Consider the following 19,385-nt stretch of genomic DNA (forward strand, 5'->3'; position numbering starts at 1 on the left):
GGATCGATACCCGCATCCTCGAACGCCTCCCACACCCCCTCCAACAACAACCGCTGCTGCGGATCCATCGCCAACGCCTCACGCGGACCGATACCGAAGAACCCCGCGTCGAAATCCGCAGCACCCGGCAGGAACCCACCCGACCGTGCGTAGGAGGTGCCGGAATGATCCGGATCAGGGTGGTAGAGCGCCGCGAGATCCCAACCACGATCGGTGGGAAACTCACTGATCGCGTCTTCCCCGTCGGACACCAACTGCCAGAGTTGCTCGGCCGAGTTCGCGCCACCGGGGTACCGGCAAGCCATCCCGACCACGGCGATGGGTTCGTCGAGATCGGCCCGCGTCGCGGTGGGCGTGGCCTCGACACGACTCGACGGATCGGCTCGCTCGAGCAGGTGGCGAGCCACCTGCGCCGGAGTCGGATAGTCGAACAGGAGTGTGATCGGCAGCTCGACTCCGCTTGTCTCCGAGAGCATTCGAGTCAGTTCGACGGCTGCCAGCGAGGTGTATCCGTAGTCTCGATACGCCCGGTCGGGGTCGACGGATTCGATCTCCTGGCCGATCAGATCCGCAGTTTCGGACCGCACCATGTGCAGGACAACGGCGTAGCGTTGCGCGGCGGGCATCCCCGCCAAACGCTCGGACAGCGACGAGGACGGATACGCGTCAGCGGTCATGGGAGCTCCACGTGGTTGGTCAAACGATTTGCCCGCGAATCAGGCCTGGGTAGCGGTCCTGGGCGGCAAGCAGGGCGGAGAGCCCCTTCGCGCCGAGATAGCAGAACGGTTCGGGCGGGTAGGGCTTCTCTTTGCCGTTCACGAACAGCAGGTTCGTATAGGTGGTGTCGCGACGCAAGATCAGGTCGCGCAGCACCTTTCCAGCCGCGTGCGTGAGCGCGATGCCGTTGCCACAGTAGCCGTGACCGTAGAAGACACCATCGCCCAGCGTCCCGACGTGCGGAATGATTTCCCGGGTCATCGCCACGGCACCGCCGTAGGTATGACTGAACCGGACATCACGCCACTGCGGGAAATAGCGCTCCAGCACGGCGCGCAGCGCGGCGGTGGCGGCCGGACTATCGATGTACTTGCTCTCGTCCATGCCACGACCGAAGTGGTATTCGACCTTGCCACCACCGAACAGCAACCGATTGCCCGCGGTCAGACGCCCGAACACGATGAAATTGCCCGCTTCGACGAATCCCTCACGATCGGGCCAGTTCACCTGTGCCAACTGCTTGTCGGTGAGGGGTTCGGTGACCGCGGCGTAGCTCCACACCGGAGCGACTTTGTGCTTGAACTGCGAGAACTGATGCTGATAGGCGTTGGTGGCCAGGAGCACATTGGGAGCGGTGACCCGCGCGAGCGGCGTCGTGGCGACATGTCCGCGCGATGTGCGGTTCACCTCGAGTACCTTCGTCGACTCGTGGACGTGCACGCCCATCTCGGTGACCACCCGATGCAACCCCCGCGCGAGTTTGTGCGGATTGATCAGTGCCCCGCCCACTTTGAAGGCTGCCTGGATCGCCGGTGAACCGATCCGCTCCTGTGCGGCGGCGGCGTCGAGCAGCTCGATCGCGGACCCGGACCCGAACTTCCCGATGAGATCAATATCGCGTTCCAGCATTGCGCGCTGCGCCTCGTTGGTCGCGACCTGGAAGTAGCCGGTGCGCTCGAATTCTGCGTCCACACCGTGCTTACGACAGAATCGGTCGAGTTCGAGCATCGACTTTCCGATCACGGCGTAGGCGAGTTTGGCCCGTTCGGCACCGAACCGGTGGACCAGCGCGCTGAGACTGTGCCCGATCGTCGGCGTCACGAATCCGTCGTTGTGGCCCGACCCACCCGCTCCGGCGAACTCGGACTCCAGAATGTGGATGTCCATCGACGGATCGGCCTGTTTCAGGAAGAAGGCAGTCCACATGGCGGTGTACCCACCGCCGACGATCACCAGATCGCATTCGACATCCTCGCGCAGCGCCGGGCCAGGAACAACGTGTTCGGTCTCCCGCCAATAGATTTCGTGCTTCGCTTCGAATGCGCGGGTATTGCCCGACTTGGCGCCGGCCGACTGTGTACCTACCATCGCTGTCTCCTCATACCCGTTCGAAAATCAAGCGCCCGAGGCCGAGATGGCGCTTCTCGAACGCGTCGGCGGCCGCATTGAGGTACCGCTCGTAGTTCTCGACCACTTCGGGGCCCACCATCTGTTCGGCGAGGCCACGATCGGCGAGCATGCGCCGGTTCCACTCCCGGCAGGTGCGCGCGTAGTGGTCGGCGTCGTTTCGCACCCAGACCACGTCGAACAGGCGTTCGCTGGCTTCGAATATTTCTGAAAGCCACGGCAGTTCGGATTCCGGAAAGATCGTGTCGATCATGAACAGCAGATCGCGGACGGTCTGCCGATCCATGCGGGTGTTGTTCCCCTTGAGCATCGTCTGCAGTGCGAGCCGACCACCCTGCGGTAGCCAGTCGCGGCAGCGCAGGAAGAACTCGCGATACGCGGCTATTCGCTGCGGGCGGAGCAGACCCATGTCGGTGAAGTGCTCGAAGGCTCCGATCGAGATGACGGCGTCGTACGGTGCGGGCGGGCGGTGCTCGACCCAGTTCTGCACGCGGACGTCGTAGCGGCCGTCGGCCCAGCCGGCGACCGAATCCGCCTGGGCCTGGCTCAGCGTCAGGCCGACCACCTGCTCGACGTCGTGCTGCTCGACCAGTCGACGCAACAGTGCGCCCCAGCCGCTGCCCACGTCGAGGACCCGGCGTGCGCCGACAGCGCGCGACTCCCGGATCAGCAGATCATGTTTGCGATCCTGGGCGGCCTCGAGTGTGTCCTGTGCGGCGCTGCCGTGCGGATCCGTCCACAGGCCGCACGAATAGGTCAACGAGGAATCCAGCCACAGCGCGTAGAACTCGTTGCCGATGTCGTAGTGGCTCTGGATCGCCTGCGGGGACGCACCCCGATAGTCCGATTCGACGTTCATCGCGCACCCGCTCCCCGGCTTGATTCGACCACTCGGTTCAGCCGCTCCATCCGGGCGGCCAGGGTGATCCGCCCCTCGAGATGGAACGGGGGCGGCTGCCGGCCGTCGGTGTCGGCGAACCCGTAGCGGACCGCGAGATCCCCGACGGCCAGCCGCTGTCCGGACTGCTCGCCGATCTCCGGTTCGACGGCCAGATGCGCGATCGCCCGCCCCACGTATTCCGGGGAGTGCACGACCTGCGCGGGTCCGTCGCCCAGCAGTTCCCAAGCCGCCTCGACCCGTTCGGTGCGCACGAATCCGGGATGCACGGCGACCGCGCCGACACCGTGCTTGCGTAGCTCGTAGGCCATCCCGACCACCATCCGGTCCGAGGCCGACTTGCACACGTCGTAGGCCGTCTGTCCGAGGTAGACGTCGCCGTCGGTGAACGACACATTGACGATCAGCCCACTGCGCTGCGGGATCATCAGTGGCGCAGCCAATCTCGAAGCCACGAACTGCCCGCGCAACGATCCGGCGAAGAGCTCCCAGCGCCAGGGTGGTTGCTTCCAGAACGGCGCGTCGAATTTCGCCTCCGGCCACCGCTCGTAACCCGACCAGGCATTGTTCACCAACAGATCCAACTTGCCATCGGACTCGGCGACCTCGGCGAACAACTTCTCGGTGTCGGCGTCGTCAGTGTGATCGCAGCGTATCGCCACGCCGAGTCCGCCGCGCGCGGTCACTGCGTCGGCGGTGTCGTCGATCGTGCCGGGCAGCCCCTCGGTGGTCGGTTCACCCCGGACGCTGCGCCCGGTCACATACACTTTCGCACCCGCCTCACCGAGCGCCAGCGCGATGCCGCGGCCCACACCGCGGCTCGCACCGGTCACGATCGCGACCTTGCCGCCCAAATCGGGTGGCTGCCAACCATTGACGGTGTCCATCACGCTGATTCCTTCCGATCGGATTCGAGCCGAGAGGTGGCCCAGTACTCGAGCGTGCGCCGATAAGCGTCGCGGTCGCTGACCTCCGGAACGCCGAACTCGGCGCGTAGTTCCGGCAGCGAGCTGGGCAGTACCCCACCACAGGCGTGGGTGACCTCGCTCGTATCGATGAGCACCTGGAGGAACTTCCGCGAGATCGGCGCGATGCGTTCCAGCGCGAGGGGCAGCGGCTGGGTCGGATCCACCACCGGGGCCGGCGCGACTACTCGGCCGAGCGTGGCCGCGTGGTCGACCATGATCTGCTGTGCCTCGTCGACGCTCATCGCCTCCGCGCCGTAGGTCTGCCACCACACTCGGCCGAGCGCACCCGCCTCGACTGTTCTGGCGATGGCGTGTGCGGTCACGTCCAGCGGCACGAAGTCCATCAGATTGCCGGGATGCAACGGAAAGTACGGTGCTTTGCCGCGGCAGAACCATCCGGACAGCTGCTGCACGATCTGCGGCCTACTGCTGGCGCCGGTCGCCGAGTCGCCGATGATGTTGGTGGGCCGGTGAATCGCGTACGGCAGTCCACTGTGCGCCACCAACTGCTCGGCTTCCAACTTGGACCAGATGTAGGGGGCAACCACATTGCCCGGGCGCAAATCCTCGATCCGGCCGCGCTCCAGTGCGTGCACGAAGCAGGAGCTGATCAGGTGGATCGGTGCGGCCGCCGCCTGCGCGAGCTCGACGACCCGTGCCGTGCCGTCGATATTGATGCCCTGGTAGACCTCGCGGGGCTGCCCCCACTCGGTCAGCGCGCCCGAATGGACGATCACGTCGACACGTTCGGCCAGTTCGGCCCATCGCCACTCGCTCAGGCCGAGCCGAGGTTGCCGCAGATCCGCCTGGAGGACCTCGTCGGCCTCGGGAACGTCGGTATCGGAGTGGGCGAGACCGACGACGTGGAAACCGCGGAGTTCGGCGGCGACCGCACGTCCGACCACACCGGAGACTCCGGTGAGCAGCGCGGTGCGCGGACCGTCGGATCGGAGAGACATCGCCTCACCCCTTTGCCAGGTCGATGACGGCCAACGGATCGAATCGTCCAGCTTCGAACAGGTTCCGGCAGCGATGCCGCTGGATCTTGCCGGTCGGTGTCTTCGGCAAGCTGTCGCGATCGAGGAACACGCATTCGTCCAGCGCGACGGCGGCCTTGGCCATAGCCACCTCGGCGGCCGCCGAGGCGACCTCGTTGTAGTCGGCTTGCTTGCCGTTGACCTCGATGAACAACATCAGTCGTTGCCCCGATCCGGCGTGGTGAGCGACCAGTGTCGAGCAACCACGGCGCACACCCTCGATCCCGTCGACGACGCTTTCCACTTCGCGCGCGTATACCTTGCGACCGGCGATCGAGATGAGATCGTCGGTGCGCCCCACCGGATAGAGATGCCCGTCCTTGACGAATCCGAGGTCCGCGGTGTGCAGCGCGCCGTCACGGAAGGTTTGCGCACTACGGCTCTCGTCGGCCCAGTAGCCCACTGCCGTGCTCGGTGAGCGCACCACGATCTCGTCGAGCCGACCGCTGCCCGACTCCACCAGCTCGACCCCGGTACACGGCACACCGGCGCTGACCACGGCGGCGCCGAGCGGGTCGTCCGGCTCGACCTCGATCAGTTCGGAGTCGGCCAGCGCGGTGGCATCCACCACGACCCGCCGCCACGGCTCCTCCCCCTTCGGCATCGCGGTCACCGCGAGTGTGGCTTCAGCCAGACCGTAGGCGGGAACCAGACCGTTCGGCCGTAATCCGTACGGCGCCAGCGATTCCGCAGCGAAGGTCAGTGTCTCCCAATCGATCCGTTCGGCGCCGATGATGCAGTTCTCGACCGCACCGAGCCCGCCGGCGGGCATCCGCTTGGCTCGGCGGGCCGAGCGTGCAGCCAGATACAGACTGGTGTTGGTACCCGCGCTGGATCGGCCACCGAACTCCGCCATGTCCGAGAACCAGGTGGCCGGAGCGAAGGTGAACCGTTCCGGGGTGGACAGATACAGCGAGAAGTCGTTGGCCCAGGACGAGAGGAGCCCACCGAACAGGCCCATGTCGTGCGAGAGCGGCAACCAGGAGACGAACACGTCGCGATGGGGGCGGGCATCGATCAGATCGGCGATGATGTCGAGCTGCGCCGCGATCGCCCGCGGCGTGAGTACACACCCTTTGGGCGAACTCGTGCTACCCGAGGAGTACTGGATGAAAGCGATGTCGTCGTCGCCGGGCGGCGCGACAGGCACCCGACCGGTACCGGCGAACGACTCCCAGGACCGGAATCGGAAGCGCGCGGTCAGCGAATCCGGGAGCAACGCCAGCAGATTCGCCTCGATCAGGAAGACCACCGGCTCCAGCTGCTCGCCGATGACCGTCAGCTGCGCAGCGTACTCCTCGAAGGTCATCCCGCGGGCCGGGACCGGGAGCGATGCCACCGAACCACCGGCGAACCACACGCCGAGCAGCCCTTCCACCACGTGTGCGCTGTTGGTGAGCACAGCCGCCACCCGGGTTCCGGGTCGAACGCCCGCGTTGCGCAAACCCGCAGTGGTTGCCTCGGCAGCGCGGATCACCGCGTCCCAGCTGGTCTCCTGATAGCGGTTGTCGGCCCAGCAGTGCAGAGAATTTCGGAGCGGCCGGTCGGTACCGGTCAGCCGGTCCCACAGTCCCGGCCCGGAACGTCCTTCATTCGACATCGGCAGCTCCGTCGCGCTGAGGTTGCTCGGCCAGCGGTTTCGGCGGAGCGGCCGGCGCGAGCCGACCACCGCCGACACGCGCCAAACCTGCCGCACGGGCTTCGATGCGGTCGTTCGGGATGCGTACGACGTCCCATGCCAGACCGGTGACTTCCAGCGCCCGGATGAACACCGCGGTGAGATCGACCTCCCACCAACGCATCCCGTGGAAGGCGGCCTTCGGGAAGGCGTGGTGGTTGTTGTGCCAGGCCTCACCGAACGACGGGAGCGCCAGCCATGCCACATTGCGCGACTCGTCGGGCGTCTCGAATCGGCGTCTGCCGTAGTAGTGACCGATCGAGTTCACGGCGTAGGTCACGTGATTGGCCAGAAAGATCCGCACGAGTCCACCCCAGAGCGCACCTGTGAGGAACCCCTGCCAGGTCTGAGTCAGCGCGAGCCCGATCAGGCCGGGTAGCACGATGCCAGCGATGACAATCTCCACGAAGTGCAGCGAGATGAACCGAACGTCCTTGTCCCGGGCCAGGTCCGGGCAGTACCGGATCGGATCGGAAGTGAGGTCCTTGTCGAACAGCCAACCCAGATGCGAGTGCCACAGGCCACGCAGCGCACCGCGGATGCCGGGGGCGTGCTCGAGATAGGGACTGTGCGGGTCACCTGGTTTGTCGGCCACTCGATGGTGGCGCCGATGATGCGCACACCAGATCAGTGCCGGGCCCTGTCCCGCGATCGTGCCCGCTACGGTCAGCAGGATCTTGATCGGGCGCGACGTACCGAACGAACGGTGCGTCAGCAGCCGGTGGTACCCGGCCGAAATTCCCAGAATGGCAATCGAATACATGATCGCCAGGGCAATCAGGTCCGAGGGGCCGACGTACTTGTTCCAGAGCAACACGATCGCGGCCACGACACCGACGAGCGGGAGTAGCGACGAGGCGAGGATGAATCCGTAATGGTCACGCCCGTCCACCGGTCTGTCCTTCCGCCACGGTCGCTCTGTCTGTCAGCGCCTCGTTTCCCAGCCGGATCAGGTCACCCAGTGTCTTCGCATCCGCGGAACGAGCTGGATCGAACTCGAGCTCGTGCTCTTCCTCCAAGCTGAACACCACCTCCGCTATCTGCAGGCTGGACAACCCGAGGTCGCGCAATTCAGACGTTTCGTCGATGACGATGTCCTTGCTCTGCTTGCCCCGCATCTGGCGGCGGATAAGGGCCTCTACTTCGCCGATCGTAATCAATGTAATTACCTCCTGAATCGACTCACGCGACCGGGACTCGCGGCATATCCGCACCATCAGTCAGCCGATCTGAATCGGCACCTCCGCATAGGAGTCGATAACTGTGGAACCCCATTGATAATTTCGAGTTCGCCGGTAAGCGCCGCATTTCCACGTCCGGACACACAGCAATCTACCTGGGGCTCGGCGTCACCGTAAACCTCCGGCCCGAGCGCTCGCGGCCGGCCCTGCAATCTCCCGACGCCGGGAGATCCTCCCGGCGTCGGGAGATTTGAGCCGGCCAACCCCTACCACTTACCGTGAAGAAGTGGCTGGTCCGCGCGTTGTTTCACCCAGCGTGCCCGACACGAAGCGGGCCACGACAAAGCGAAAGGGGAGCGGTGGCTACGCGAGCGCCGCGTAGCCACCCGAGGTGATTCATGGCTGATCAGATCGATGTTTCCGACGAGTTGATGGCGTATGTCCGCACTACGTCTCTGCGTGAAGACCCGGTGCTGCGCGAACTCCGGGAGATCACCGCGAACCTGCCGCTCGGCACCGCGATGCAGCTCATGCCCGAAGAGGGGCAACTACTCGCGCTCTGTGTCAAGTTGTGCGGGGCCGCGCGCGTCGTCGATATCGGCACTTTCACCGGCTACAGCGCGCTGGTCATGGCGAAGGCGCTGCCCGTCGGTGGCACGCTCATCACCTGTGACAGTTCGAGACGCTGGCTCGATATCGCTGAGCAGCACTGGCGCCGCGCCGGGGTAGCCGACCGCATCGAACCCCGCATCGGCGACGCGCACAAGACTCTCGCGGAGTTGACCGAAGAATTCGGGCCCGAGTCCGTCGACCTCATTTTCATCGACGCTGAAAAGACCGGCTATCCCGAATATTACGAATCCGCTGTCGCTCTCCTGCGACCCGGTGGGCTCATTGTCATCGACAACACTTTACTGCGCGGCCGGGTCATTGATCCCGAGGCGACCGATCCAGAAACCGAGGCCGTGCGCATTCTCAATGCGCGGATGTCCGACGATCCTCGGGTCGACATCGTACTACTGGTCGTAGCAGACGGTATAACACTTGCGCGAAAGCGATAGCCGAACATGGGAGGTTCGATGATCGACGGCATCACCGTATTCGGCGCCGGCGTAATGGGCTCAGGCATTGCCACGTTGGTAACGGGCCACGGAATTCCGGTCCACCTCGTGGACCCTGACGCCACCGCCCTGGATCGTGCCGGCACACTTGTCGCACAGCAACAGCGGCACGGTCAATTGCTCGGTTCGTTTCCGGGCGATACGACATTCGGTGACTTGACGACCGCTGAATCAACCGATGGCCGGATCGAATCGGCCATCGTCGTCGAGGCGATCACCGAGAACACCGACCTCAAGCGCGCGCTGCTCACCGAAGTATCTTCCGTGATCGCCGACGAGGCCCTGCTGATTTCCAATACCTCCAGCATTCCGATCGATGAGCTGGCCACGGCGGTGACCAGGCCCGGGCAGCTGGTGGGTATCCACTTCATGAACCCGCCATATCTGATCAAGACTTTCGAGGTGGTGCGCGGTCGGCAGACCGGCGAGGCGGCGATGACGGCGGTGACCGCCCTGCTCGACCGGCTCGGTCGGCGCAGCGTGGTGGTGCGCGATTCCCCCGGCTTCGTCACCAGCCGGCTGCTGCACCCGATGATCAACTCCGCGGCCCGGTTGGTCGGCACAGGTGTCGCTACCGCCGCCGAGGTCGACGCGCTGATGCAGGGCTGCCTCGGGCACCCGACCGGGCCGCTGCGCACGGCCGACCTGATCGGGCTCGACAACCTCGTCGACTCGCTGATCGTGCTGGCCGAGCGGCTCGACGACAACAGCTACCGCCCGTGCGAGGCGTTGCTGGAGAAAGTGCGCCGGGGCGAACTCGGCCAGAAGACCGGTGCCGGCTTCTACACCTACGACGGGATGGCGACATGACCAGCGATGAAATGACGACAACCGACTCAGTAACCGCGGACGAGGTGGCGCAGGCTCTGATCGCCTACCTCGAGACCAAGACCAAATCAGTGGTCACCACTGACCAGGACCTCGTCGAGACCGGCCTGTCGTCGTCGATGCTCGCGATGGAATTGGTGGTTTTCCTGGAAAGCAACTTCGATATCGCTATCGTCGGCTACGACCTCACCTTGGAGAATTTCCGGTCCGTCGCCCGGATGGTAGCGCTGGTGCTGCGCCTGCGTGCCGACGACGATCGTGATCTCGATGCCTGATCGGGTACTCGAGCAATACGCACCCCGTCCTGCCGGCCCGCGGTTGTCCGAGCTACGTGAACTGGTGCGTGGCACCATCGCAGGCCACGCCGACACGTGGGATACCGAAGGCGTCATACCGGTCGAAGTACTGCGTGAGTTGGGGCGCACGGGAGTGCTGTGCGCACAAGTGGATTCGGCTTACGGCGGCCTCGGCGCGACCAGCCTCGAGAACGGCGAGTTCACGGCCTTCGTCGGCGGACTGTGCAGTTCCACCCGCAGCGTGATGACCTCGCAGGGTATGGCGGCCTGGGCGATTCGACGACTCGGCGACCGGCGTCAGCGGCGCGAACAACTACCCGCGCTGGCCCAGGGAAAACTGGCGGCGGTCGCAATGTCGGAGCCGTGGGCGGGCAGCGACCTCGCTGCCATGCGCACCGAGCTTCGTCCCGAGGGCGACACGGTCGTGATCCACGGCCGCAAGTGCTGGACGACCGCGGCCGTATCCTCGGATCTGCTGGTCGTTTTCGGGCGCTACCAAGGTGGCGGTGCGGCCGTGCTGGTGCCGACGCGGGCGCCGGGGGTGCGGCTGCGCCCTGTGCCGGCTCCGGTCGGCTGCCGCGCCGCGGGCCACGCACATATCGATCTCGACGGTGTCCGCGTGCCCGCCGCCGACATACTCGGTGGCGGTGGTCCCTCGATCTCGCTGTTGGTGACGGCAGCGCTGTCCTACGGGCGATTTTCCGTCGCGTGGGGATGCGTCGGGATCCTGCGCGCCTGTTTGGCCGCGGCGGCCGGGCATGCCGTCACGCGCGAGCAGTTCGGGGTGACCATCAACCGGCATCAGCTCGTCGCGCGCCATCTCGCCGAACTCTATGTAGCCGAGCAGGCGGCGACGCGCTCCTGTGAACACGCCAGCCGGTGCTGGGACGACAACTCACCCGAGGTTGTCGCCGCCACTGTTCTGGCGAAGTACACCAGCGCCAGACACGCCGCCGCGGGTGCCGCGACGGCCATGCAGATACTCGCCTCGGCGGGCGCCGACGACCATGGGGTGGTGGCGCGCGCCTTCCGAGACGCCAAGCTCATGGAGATCATCGAGGGCAGCAACGAGATCTGCCAGTTGTTGCTCGCCGAACATGCGATCTCGAACACCGAACGTGACACCGTCGAAGGGCCGACCTCATGACCGCGCAATCCGCACCTGTCAAATGCCTCGTCTGGGATCTCGACAACACGCTGTGGGAGGGCACACTACTCGAGGGCGGCGCGGGCACGCCGTTCGAGACCGTGCGCCGCACCATCGAAACGCTTGACCGACGCGGCATCCTGAATTCGATCGCCAGCAAGAACGACTACGACCTGGCCTGGCAGCGTCTCGAAGAAGCCGGGCTGGCAGAGTATTTCGTGATACCGAAAATCGGCTGGTGGCCGAAGTCTCGTTCCGTCCGCGAGATCGCCGAGGCGCTGAAGTTCGCGCCCGCCGCTGTCGCCTTCGTCGACGACCAGCCCGCCGAACGGGCGGAGGTGCAATTCCATCTGCCCGAGGTGCGGTGCTACACCGCCGAACAGGTGGCCACTCTGACCACGCTCAGCGAATTCACCCCCGCGACGGCCACCGTCGATTCGCGGCAGCGCCGGCAGATGTATCAGGCCGGATTTCGCCGTGACGCGGAGCGCGACGGCTTCGACGGGCCCGACCACAGCTTCCTGCGGACACTCGAGCTGGAGCTGCGGATCGAGCGGGCGAGCGAGGCCGATCTGGCCCGGGTCGAGGAACTCACGGCGCGCACCACCCAGATGAACACCACAGGGGTCCACTACCCGGCACCGACCCTGCGTGGGCTACTCGATGATCCTCGCTACGAGGTGCTCGTCGCCACGCTGTCGGACCGGTTCGGCCCGTACGGCGCGATCGGCATCGTGCTGCTGGAAAAATTCGACACCGTTTGGCATCTGGAACTGTTCGCGACCTCGTGCCGCGTCGTCTCGATCGGTGTCGGTGGCGCGATCCTGGACTGGCTGTCCACTCAGGCGGCTCGCAACAACGTCCATCTGATCGCCGACTTCCGTGCGACGGACCGCAATCGGATCATGGAGGTCACCTACCGCTTCGCCGGGTACACCGACGACCCGTGCGACTGCCGGGCCGAACTCGCGACCGACGGACAGAGCCTCACCCGCCTGCACCTGCTACCGGCGGTGCACGAGCCGCCGACGACGCTGCGGCTCAGCTCCGTCCCTCTCTCTCCTGTTCAGCTCTCCGCCACCGACGGCACCCACCAGTAGGTCTCGCGCTGGAACGGATAGGTCGGCAGTCCCACGCGGGTACCACCGAACCCATCGAATATCGCCTGCCAAGCGATATCTGCTCCGGCGCAGTGCATCCGCGCCGCCACCTCGAGTGCGGTCCGGAGTTCGCCGGCCACCATCTCGATCGACCGGGCACCGCCGTGTGCGCGCAGCGCCGCCGTGATCGACGTGTCGTCCGGCGGCTCGCTCGACTGCCGCGCCCAGTACTCGGACGAACGCAGCACGGACGGATGCTCGCCGGTGCTCGTGACGAGCGGCACCTGTGGTTCCCGATACTCCACCGTGCCTGCCGGCATCGCCCGTTCCGATGCCCCCGACCCGCTCGGCACCCGAGTCTCGAGTGCTGTCCGCGCCGCCACCAGCTGACAAGCGTCGGCCAGGGACAGCACCCCCGCGACGTGGGCCGCGGCGATCTCACCGACGCCGTGCCCGGTCACCACTTCTGGCCGCATATTCCACGATTCGTAGAGTGCGTACACAGCCAGCTCCCGTGCGAAAAATCCTAGCTCTGTGGAGATTTCGGCGGCCGCTTCCGAACCGCCGGTGGCGGTCCGCACTACTTCGCCGAAGGCGCGGGCATACACCGGAAAGGCCAGCAGCGCGTCTGGGGACCCGAAGTCCGGCTCTGTCACGACGTCGGGGAAGACGAAGGCAATCCCGTGGTCGGGCCCGGCCGTACCGCGCATCACCGTCGCGGTGTCGGCACCATCGGCCAGGGCCGACACGGCGCAGATGAGCTCGTCCCGGCTGCCACCGAGAACGACGGCCCGCTGCGGGAAGTGCGAGCGTGTGGTCGCCAGCGAATAGCCGATGTCAACGGGCCGCAGCTCGGGATGGGCTCGTACATGGTCCAGCAGGCGCCGCGCCTGTGCGGCCAGCGCCGCCGGTGTCACCGCCGAAATCGGCCACGCGATGGACGCCGGCGCGGGCGCATCCGGCGGGGTGTGGGCGGTCTCGCGGTCGTCCGGCGGATACTCCAGCAGGATGTGCGCGTTGGTCCCCGAAATTCCGAAAGACGACACTGCGGCCCGGCGTGGACCGTCATTGGCCGGCCACGGCAGGTTCTGCGTCACCAGCTCCAGCGCCCCGCTCGACCAGTCGATGTCGGGTGACGGCTGTTCCACGTGCAGGGTCTTGGGTACCACTCCGTGCCGCATGGCCTCGATCAATTTGACGATGCCCGCGACGCCGCTCGACGACTGCGCGTGGCCGATATTCGACTTCACCGAGCCGAGCAGCAGCGGCCGATCGGCCCGGCGCGACCGGCCATAAGCAGCCAGCAGCGCGTTGGCCTCGATCGAGTCGCCGAGCCGCGTTCCCGAGCCGTGGGCGTCGATGACGTCGATGTCGTCGGGTGCCAGGCCCGCCTCGTCGAGTGCCTGCCGGATCACCCGCTGCTGGGTCTGCCCGTTCGGCGCGGCCAAGCCATTGGAGGCCCCGACCCGGTTGGTCGCCGAGCCGGGGATCAACGCCAGAATCGGATGGCCGTTCGCCCGTGCACGCGACACCCGTTCGAGCACGAGCAATCCCACACCCTCGCTCCAGCCGGTGCCGTCGGCACCGGCTGCGAAGGATTTGCAGCGGCCGTCCGGCGCCTGCCCGATCGAACGCGCGAATTCGGTGTACATGTGCGGGGTGGCGTTCACCGCCACCCCGCCCGCGAGCGCCAACTCGCTTTCGCCGAGGCGCAGCGATTGGCAGGCCATGTGGACAGCCACCAGCGAGGCCGAGCACGCGGTATCGACCGTGACCGCGGGTCCTTCCAATCCCAGCGCGTAGCCGATGCGCCCGGACATCACGCTGCCCGCGACACCGGTGACCAGATGGTCGTCGGGATCGTCGAAGATCGAGGCACCGGCCGCGTACAGACGATAGAACGCGCCCACATAAACTCCGGTTCGACTGCCCCGCAACGAGTGCGGGTCGATACCCGCCCGCTCGACAGCCTCCCACGCGGTCTCGAGCAGTAACCGTTGCTGCGGATCGGTGGCCCGTGCTTCCTCGGGCGTCATCCCGAAGAACTCTGCGTCGAAATCGCCTGCACCACTCAGGAATCCACCCTCGGCCTGCCGCAACAGCGCCACCTGGGCCGGGTCCGAGAACCAGCCGCGATCCAGCGGTGGCGCGGAGATCGTGTCCTGACCGTCGGCGACGGTGCGCCACAGATCCTGCGGCGATTCGATACCGCCGGGATAGCGGCATCCGACACCGACGATCGCGATCGGCTCCCGGGCCGTTGCCCGCACCTGCTGCAGTTGCGCACGGCACGATTGGAGTTCGTCGATGACTTTGCGAAGGTACTCCCGCAGCTTTTGCGTATTCTCGTCCACGCTGGCCTTCCTTTTCCGCACCGCGCCGGCGATGTGGGTCGATCCGGGTCCGGGCTAGGACAGCCCCAATTCGTCATCGACGAACTCGAACAATTCGTCGTCGGAAAGCTCGGCCAGATCGGCCGACTCGGCGTCGGCCCCCGGCGCCGACAGGCGAGCAGCGCCGACGAGTTCGGTCAAACGCCGCAGCGCCGCGAGGTATTCGTCGCTACCCGGATCGAGCCCGCGGAACCAGTCTTCAACGTGCCCCAGGTGACCCTCCCCACCCGCCGGAGACGCACCGTCACGGCGCGACACGATCTCCTGGTCGAGGAACAGCGCGAGCTGCTGCGGGGTGGGGTGGTCGAAAATGACCGTGGTCGGCAGACGGACACCGGTGGCCTCGGACAGTCGGCGCACGGTTTTTACCAGTGCGATCGAGTCGAAACCCAGCTCCTGAAAGGTGGCATCGAGAGCCAGCCGCGCCGGGTCGTCGTAGCCCACCGCCGCCGACGCGTGCGCGATCACCTGCTGCTGCAACACCTTACGTCGCGCGCGATCGGGCAACTCAGCCAGTCCGGCGATCACTTCGACCTCGTGCCCATCACCGGCCACCACCGGCGCAGCACCGGACAACTCGTCGAGGAATCTACTGTGCCGTCGCGCCGCGAACGCGGCGAGAAAGCTCTGCCATTCGATATGCGCCACCACCGTGGTGGTTTCGGCGTTGCCGAGTGCACGATGCAGCTCGCCGACCGCCCGGCCAGGTGTCATGCCGATGATGCCACGGCGGGCCAGTTCCCTACCTACGTCGTCCGATCCCATGCCGGCACCGGCCCACGCACCCCATGCCACGGCGGTCGCCGGAATCCCACGAGCGCGTAGTTCGTGAGCGAAGGCGTCCAGATAGGCATTCGCCGCGGCGTATCCGGCGAGCAGCCCGCTGCCCCAGACACCCGCGCCGGAGGTGAAAAGGACGAACGCGTCGAGGTGCTCGGGGTCGACCAGTTCGGCGAGGTTCCGCGCGCCGACGGTCTTTGCGTCCATGTCCTGTGCCAGGGTCGCCGGGGTGATCGCGTCGATGGCGAGCGGCGCGGAAATGCCCGCGCAGTGCACGACAGTGCGGACCGGTCGTCCGCTCTCCCGGGCTTGGTCGAAAAGCGCTGCCAGCGCGTCGAAGTCGGTGACGTCACAGGCCTCGATCGCGACGGTGAGACCGGTGTCGGACAGGTCGGTCAGCAGCTTCTCGGTATCTGACGACGATCCGGCGCTGCGGCCGGTGAGGATCAGATGGCGTACGCCGCTGGTGGCCAGCCACCGCGCGACGTGGGCGCCGAGCGCGCCGGTGCCGCCGGTGACGAGTGCGGTTCCGCTCGGCTGCCATGCCTGGGGGCCGGGGCCGCTCGACCGATCACGGCGCAGACGGCGGACGTAGCTCCCGTGCGCGCGCACGGCCACCTGGTCCTCGCCATCGCCGTTGCACAGCGCCGCAACTATCGCGTCGGAATCCAGTTCGCCCGGTTCGCGGGGAAGATCGAGCAGGCCACCCCAGCGATCGGGTAGTTCCAGAGCGGCGACCCGGCCGAACCCCCACAGTGCCGCCTGTGCGGGTAGCGCCGCCGCGTCATCGTCGGAGACCGACACCGCACCGCAGGTGGCCAGCCACAGTGGGGCGTCGAGCCCGATGTCACCGAGCGCCTGTACGAGCAGCACGGTGGCCACCGAGCCGAGGGTGACCGACGGGTGGTGCGAATGCGGGCGGTCATCGAGACCGAGCAGCGAGAGCACGCCGGCGGGCTCGGTGCCGCGGGCACGCACGCCCTCGATCGCTGTGGTCAGCGCAGCCCGGTGAGCGCCGTTGGTATCGCACTCCACAACAGTGGTGGGCAAATCGTTCTCATCGAGGGCGCGCAGACAGCCTCGCACCAGCTCATCCGCCGTGCCCGCCGCCGGAACGAGCACCAGCCATGGACCATTCGGCGACGGCCCGTCCGCGAAAGCCGTCGCGAGCCAATCCACCCGGTAACGCCAGGAATCGGTGCCTCCGCGGTGGCTGCCGTGCCAGTCCGACAGCAGCGTCATGGCGGTGCTGAGCGCCGCTCCGTGTTCGGCGGTGTCAGCGGCCAGCAATCGAGCGAATTCATCGATGTCGCCCCGCTCCACCGATTCCCAGAGCGCTCGCTCGGGCCCGACGGCCGTGGCGGCCAGCTCAACCGTGCCGTCGACCCAGTAGCGGTCGCGGTCGAAAGCGTAGGTCGGCAGCGCCACCCGCCGGGCATCACGGCGCGCGTACAACACCTGCCAATCCACCTCGACACCGGTGACGAATACTTCCGCCAGCGACGACAGAAACCGCTCCGCGCCCCCGTCTTCGTGGCGCAACGAACCCACCGTGCACACGTCGGCAGCCTCCACCCCGCCTGCCTCGACGACCTGGTCCACGGCAACCGTCAGCACCGTGTGCGGGCTGATCTCCACGAACGTGCGATACCCCAGCTCCACCATCGACCCCACCGCGACATCGAATCGCACCGGATCGCGCATGTTGCGGAACCAGTAGTCGCCGACGAGTTCGGCCCCTCCGGCCTCGGAGCCGGTGACCGTCGAATGGAACCGGACCGCACTGTCGTCGGCCACCAGTGCGTTCAGGGCCGCCAGCAGCGGTTCACGCACCACATCCACCTCCGGCGAATGCGACGCGTAGTCCACCGGGATCCATCGAACCCATACGCCGTCGGCCACACAGCTGTCGAAGACCTCGCTCAGGGCAGCCGCGGTGCCGGAGACGGTAACGGCCGCCGGGCCGTTCACCGCGGCGATCGACACTCCCTGCGGGCAGCGCCGCAGCCGCGCCCCGATACGATCCGCCGACTCGGCCACCGACAACATCCGCCCGTCGCCGCCGACGGCGACCACACGTTCGTGTACCAACCGGCTGCGCACCGCGACCACCCGCGCCGCGTCCGCCAGCGACAATCGGCCCGCTACACACGCGGCGGCAACCTCGCCTTGTGAATGCCCTACGACCCCGTCGGCACGCACACCCAGCGACTCCCACAGCGCCGCCAACGACACCATCACCGAAAACAACACCGGTTGAACGACGTCGACTCGTTCGAGCGACGGCGCACCCAACTCACCGCGTATCACCGCGACCAACGACCAGTCCACGTGGGCGGCAAGGGCCTGCGCACACTCTTCCATCCGCGCCGCGAAAACCGGTGACGCGTCGAGCAGATCCACTGCCATTCCCTGCCACTGCCCGCCTTGACCGGGAAAGACGAAGCCGACTCGGCCGGTACGCCGGGCCCGCCCCACCACCACGCGGGCGCCGGGTCGGTCCGGCACCGTTGTGCGGCCTTCCAGCACCGCGACCAGTCCGGCCAACAGGTCGGAGCGGTCACTTCCGATCACCACCGCGCGGTGTGCGAGGCCGGCGCGGGTGGTCAGCAGGGAGTAGCCGACATCCACCGGGTCGAGGTGGGGATCGGCGAGCATTCGCTCGCGCAGCCGTCGGGCCTGACCAGCCAGCGCCCCCGCCGATTTGGCGGAGAGCACCCACACCACGGGGCCGGCGGTGAAAGGCGACAACGACTCCGGTTCGGCACCCGGCCGCGGCTCGGCGTCACCGAAGGGCTTCGGCGGCGGGGCCTGTTCAAGGATCACGTGCGCATTGGTGCCCGAGACTCCGAAGGCAGAGACCCCCGCCCGACGCGGCCGACCAGTCTCAGGCCACACCCTCGACTCCGACAACAACCCAACCCCAGAACCCTCCCACACCACACCCGACGAACCCACACCCACATGCAACGACCTCGGCAACACCCCATACCGCATCGCCATCAACATCTTGATCACACCCGCCACCCCCGCAGCAGCCTGACTATGACCAATATTCGACTTCACCGAACCCAACCACAACGGCTCCCCCACCCGAGAACCCCCATACACCCCCATCAACGCCCCCACCTCCACCGGATCACCCAACACCGTCCCCGTCCCATGACCCTCCACCACATCCACATCCCCCGACACCAACCCCGCATCCACCAACGCCGCACCGATAACCCGCTCCTGCGACGGACCACTCGGCGCCGTCAAACCATTCGACGCACCATCCTGATTCACCGCCGAACCACGCAACACCCCCACCACCGAATGCCCACAACGCACCGCATCCGACAAACGCTCCAACACCAACACACCCAAACCCTCAGACCAACCCGCACCATTGGCGTCCTCGGAAAACGAGCGGCATCTCCCGTCGGGAGACATGGCCCGCTGCCGCGAGAACTCGACAAAGAGGCTGGGCGTCGCGTACACGGCGACACCGGCCGCCAAGGCGAGTCCGCACTCCCCTCGCCGCAGCGCCTGCATCGCCAGATGGATCGCCACCAACGACGACGAACACGCCGTATCCACCGTGATCGCCGGACCCGTCAACCCGAACGAATACGCCACCCGACCCGACACCACACTGCCCGCCGAACCCACAGCCCAATAACCCTCGAGCTCGGTGCCGTTCGATCGGGCCAGATGGCGATAGTCCGAATCGCACGCGCCGACGAAAACGCCGGTGTCGCTGCCCCGCAACGACACCGGATCGATACCCGCATCCTCGAACGCCTCCCACACCCCCTCCAACAACAACCGCTGCTGCGGATCCATCGCCAA

Annotated in this window: 15 protein-coding genes; 5 read left to right on the forward strand and 10 right to left on the reverse strand. The window is 66.6% G+C overall.

The genetic code is table 11. The features are described from left to right. The 8 genes from ACFO5K_RS18340 to ACFO5K_RS18375 form a co-directional block, all read right to left on the reverse strand. Positions 1-677: acyl carrier protein (locus ACFO5K_RS18340; protein WP_378564119.1), on the reverse strand; the 677-nt coding region annotated here is incomplete at its 3' end. 19 nt (positions 678-696) lie between these two features. Then, a complete protein-coding gene (locus ACFO5K_RS18345; RefSeq protein ID WP_378564122.1) occupies positions 697-2,085 on the reverse strand; it encodes an NAD(P)/FAD-dependent oxidoreductase in 1,389 nt (462 codons plus the stop codon). A gap of 10 nt (positions 2,086-2,095) precedes the next feature. Then, entirely contained in the window at positions 2,096-2,983 is an 888-nt protein-coding gene (locus ACFO5K_RS18350; protein ID WP_378564125.1) for a class I SAM-dependent methyltransferase, read from the reverse strand. After that, positions 2,980-3,909, reverse strand: a complete 930-nt coding sequence (locus ACFO5K_RS18355) for an SDR family NAD(P)-dependent oxidoreductase (RefSeq protein ID WP_378564128.1) — start codon at positions 3,907-3,909, stop codon at positions 2,980-2,982. Before ACFO5K_RS18355 ends, ACFO5K_RS18350 begins: the two co-directional genes overlap by 4 nt. Continuing rightward, the gene (locus ACFO5K_RS18360) at positions 3,909-4,949 is read right to left on the reverse strand and encodes an SDR family oxidoreductase (RefSeq protein WP_378564131.1); all 1,041 of its coding nucleotides are present in this window, start codon (positions 4,947-4,949) and stop codon (positions 3,909-3,911) included. The genes ACFO5K_RS18355 and ACFO5K_RS18360 overlap by 1 nt, the downstream gene beginning before the upstream one ends. Positions 4,950-4,953: 4 nt before the next feature. Beyond that, entirely contained in the window at positions 4,954-6,627 is a 1,674-nt protein-coding gene (locus ACFO5K_RS18365; RefSeq protein WP_378564134.1) for an AMP-binding protein, read from the reverse strand. Beyond that, entirely contained in the window at positions 6,617-7,597 is a 981-nt protein-coding gene (locus ACFO5K_RS18370) for an acyl-CoA desaturase (protein WP_378564137.1), read from the reverse strand. Before ACFO5K_RS18370 ends, ACFO5K_RS18365 begins: the two co-directional genes overlap by 11 nt. Next, complete coding sequence (locus ACFO5K_RS18375) at positions 7,584-7,865, reverse strand: acyl carrier protein (protein WP_378564140.1); 282 nt, start codon at positions 7,863-7,865, stop codon at positions 7,584-7,586. Before ACFO5K_RS18375 ends, ACFO5K_RS18370 begins: the two co-directional genes overlap by 14 nt. Positions 7,866-8,284: 419 nt before the next feature. On the opposite strand from ACFO5K_RS18375, the gene ACFO5K_RS18380 reads away from it, so the two are divergent. From ACFO5K_RS18380 to ACFO5K_RS18400, 5 genes are read left to right on the forward strand one after another with little or no spacing between them, the layout of a single operon-like run. Further along, positions 8,285-8,947, forward strand: a complete 663-nt coding sequence (locus ACFO5K_RS18380) for an O-methyltransferase (RefSeq protein WP_378564143.1) — start codon at positions 8,285-8,287, stop codon at positions 8,945-8,947. Between the two features lie 18 nt (positions 8,948-8,965). Next, positions 8,966-9,817, forward strand: a complete 852-nt coding sequence (locus ACFO5K_RS18385) for a 3-hydroxyacyl-CoA dehydrogenase family protein (RefSeq protein WP_378564146.1) — start codon at positions 8,966-8,968, stop codon at positions 9,815-9,817. After that, complete coding sequence (locus ACFO5K_RS18390; protein WP_378564149.1) at positions 9,814-10,110, forward strand: hypothetical protein; 297 nt, start codon at positions 9,814-9,816, stop codon at positions 10,108-10,110. The genes ACFO5K_RS18385 and ACFO5K_RS18390 overlap by 4 nt, the downstream gene beginning before the upstream one ends. Beyond that, complete coding sequence (locus ACFO5K_RS18395; RefSeq protein ID WP_378564152.1) at positions 10,103-11,278, forward strand: acyl-CoA dehydrogenase family protein; 1,176 nt, start codon at positions 10,103-10,105, stop codon at positions 11,276-11,278. Before ACFO5K_RS18390 ends, ACFO5K_RS18395 begins: the two co-directional genes overlap by 8 nt. Then, positions 11,275-12,378, forward strand: a complete 1,104-nt coding sequence (locus ACFO5K_RS18400; protein WP_378564155.1) for an HAD-IIIC family phosphatase — start codon at positions 11,275-11,277, stop codon at positions 12,376-12,378. Before ACFO5K_RS18395 ends, ACFO5K_RS18400 begins: the two co-directional genes overlap by 4 nt. Here the strand turns inward: ACFO5K_RS18400 and ACFO5K_RS18405 are convergent. Both ACFO5K_RS18405 and ACFO5K_RS18410 read right to left on the reverse strand, forming a co-directional pair. Continuing rightward, positions 12,345-14,732, reverse strand: coding sequence for a type I polyketide synthase (locus ACFO5K_RS18405; protein ID WP_378564158.1), 2,388 nt, complete (start codon positions 14,730-14,732; stop codon positions 12,345-12,347). The genes ACFO5K_RS18400 and ACFO5K_RS18405 overlap by 34 nt on opposite strands. A 54-nt stretch (positions 14,733-14,786) precedes the next feature. After that, the coding region (locus ACFO5K_RS18410; protein ID WP_378564161.1) for a type I polyketide synthase at positions 14,787-19,385 on the reverse strand (4,599 nt) is incomplete at its 5' end.

This window comes from Nocardia halotolerans (assembly GCF_042650145.1).
GTDB lineage: Bacteria > Actinomycetota > Actinomycetes > Mycobacteriales > Mycobacteriaceae > Nocardia > Nocardia halotolerans.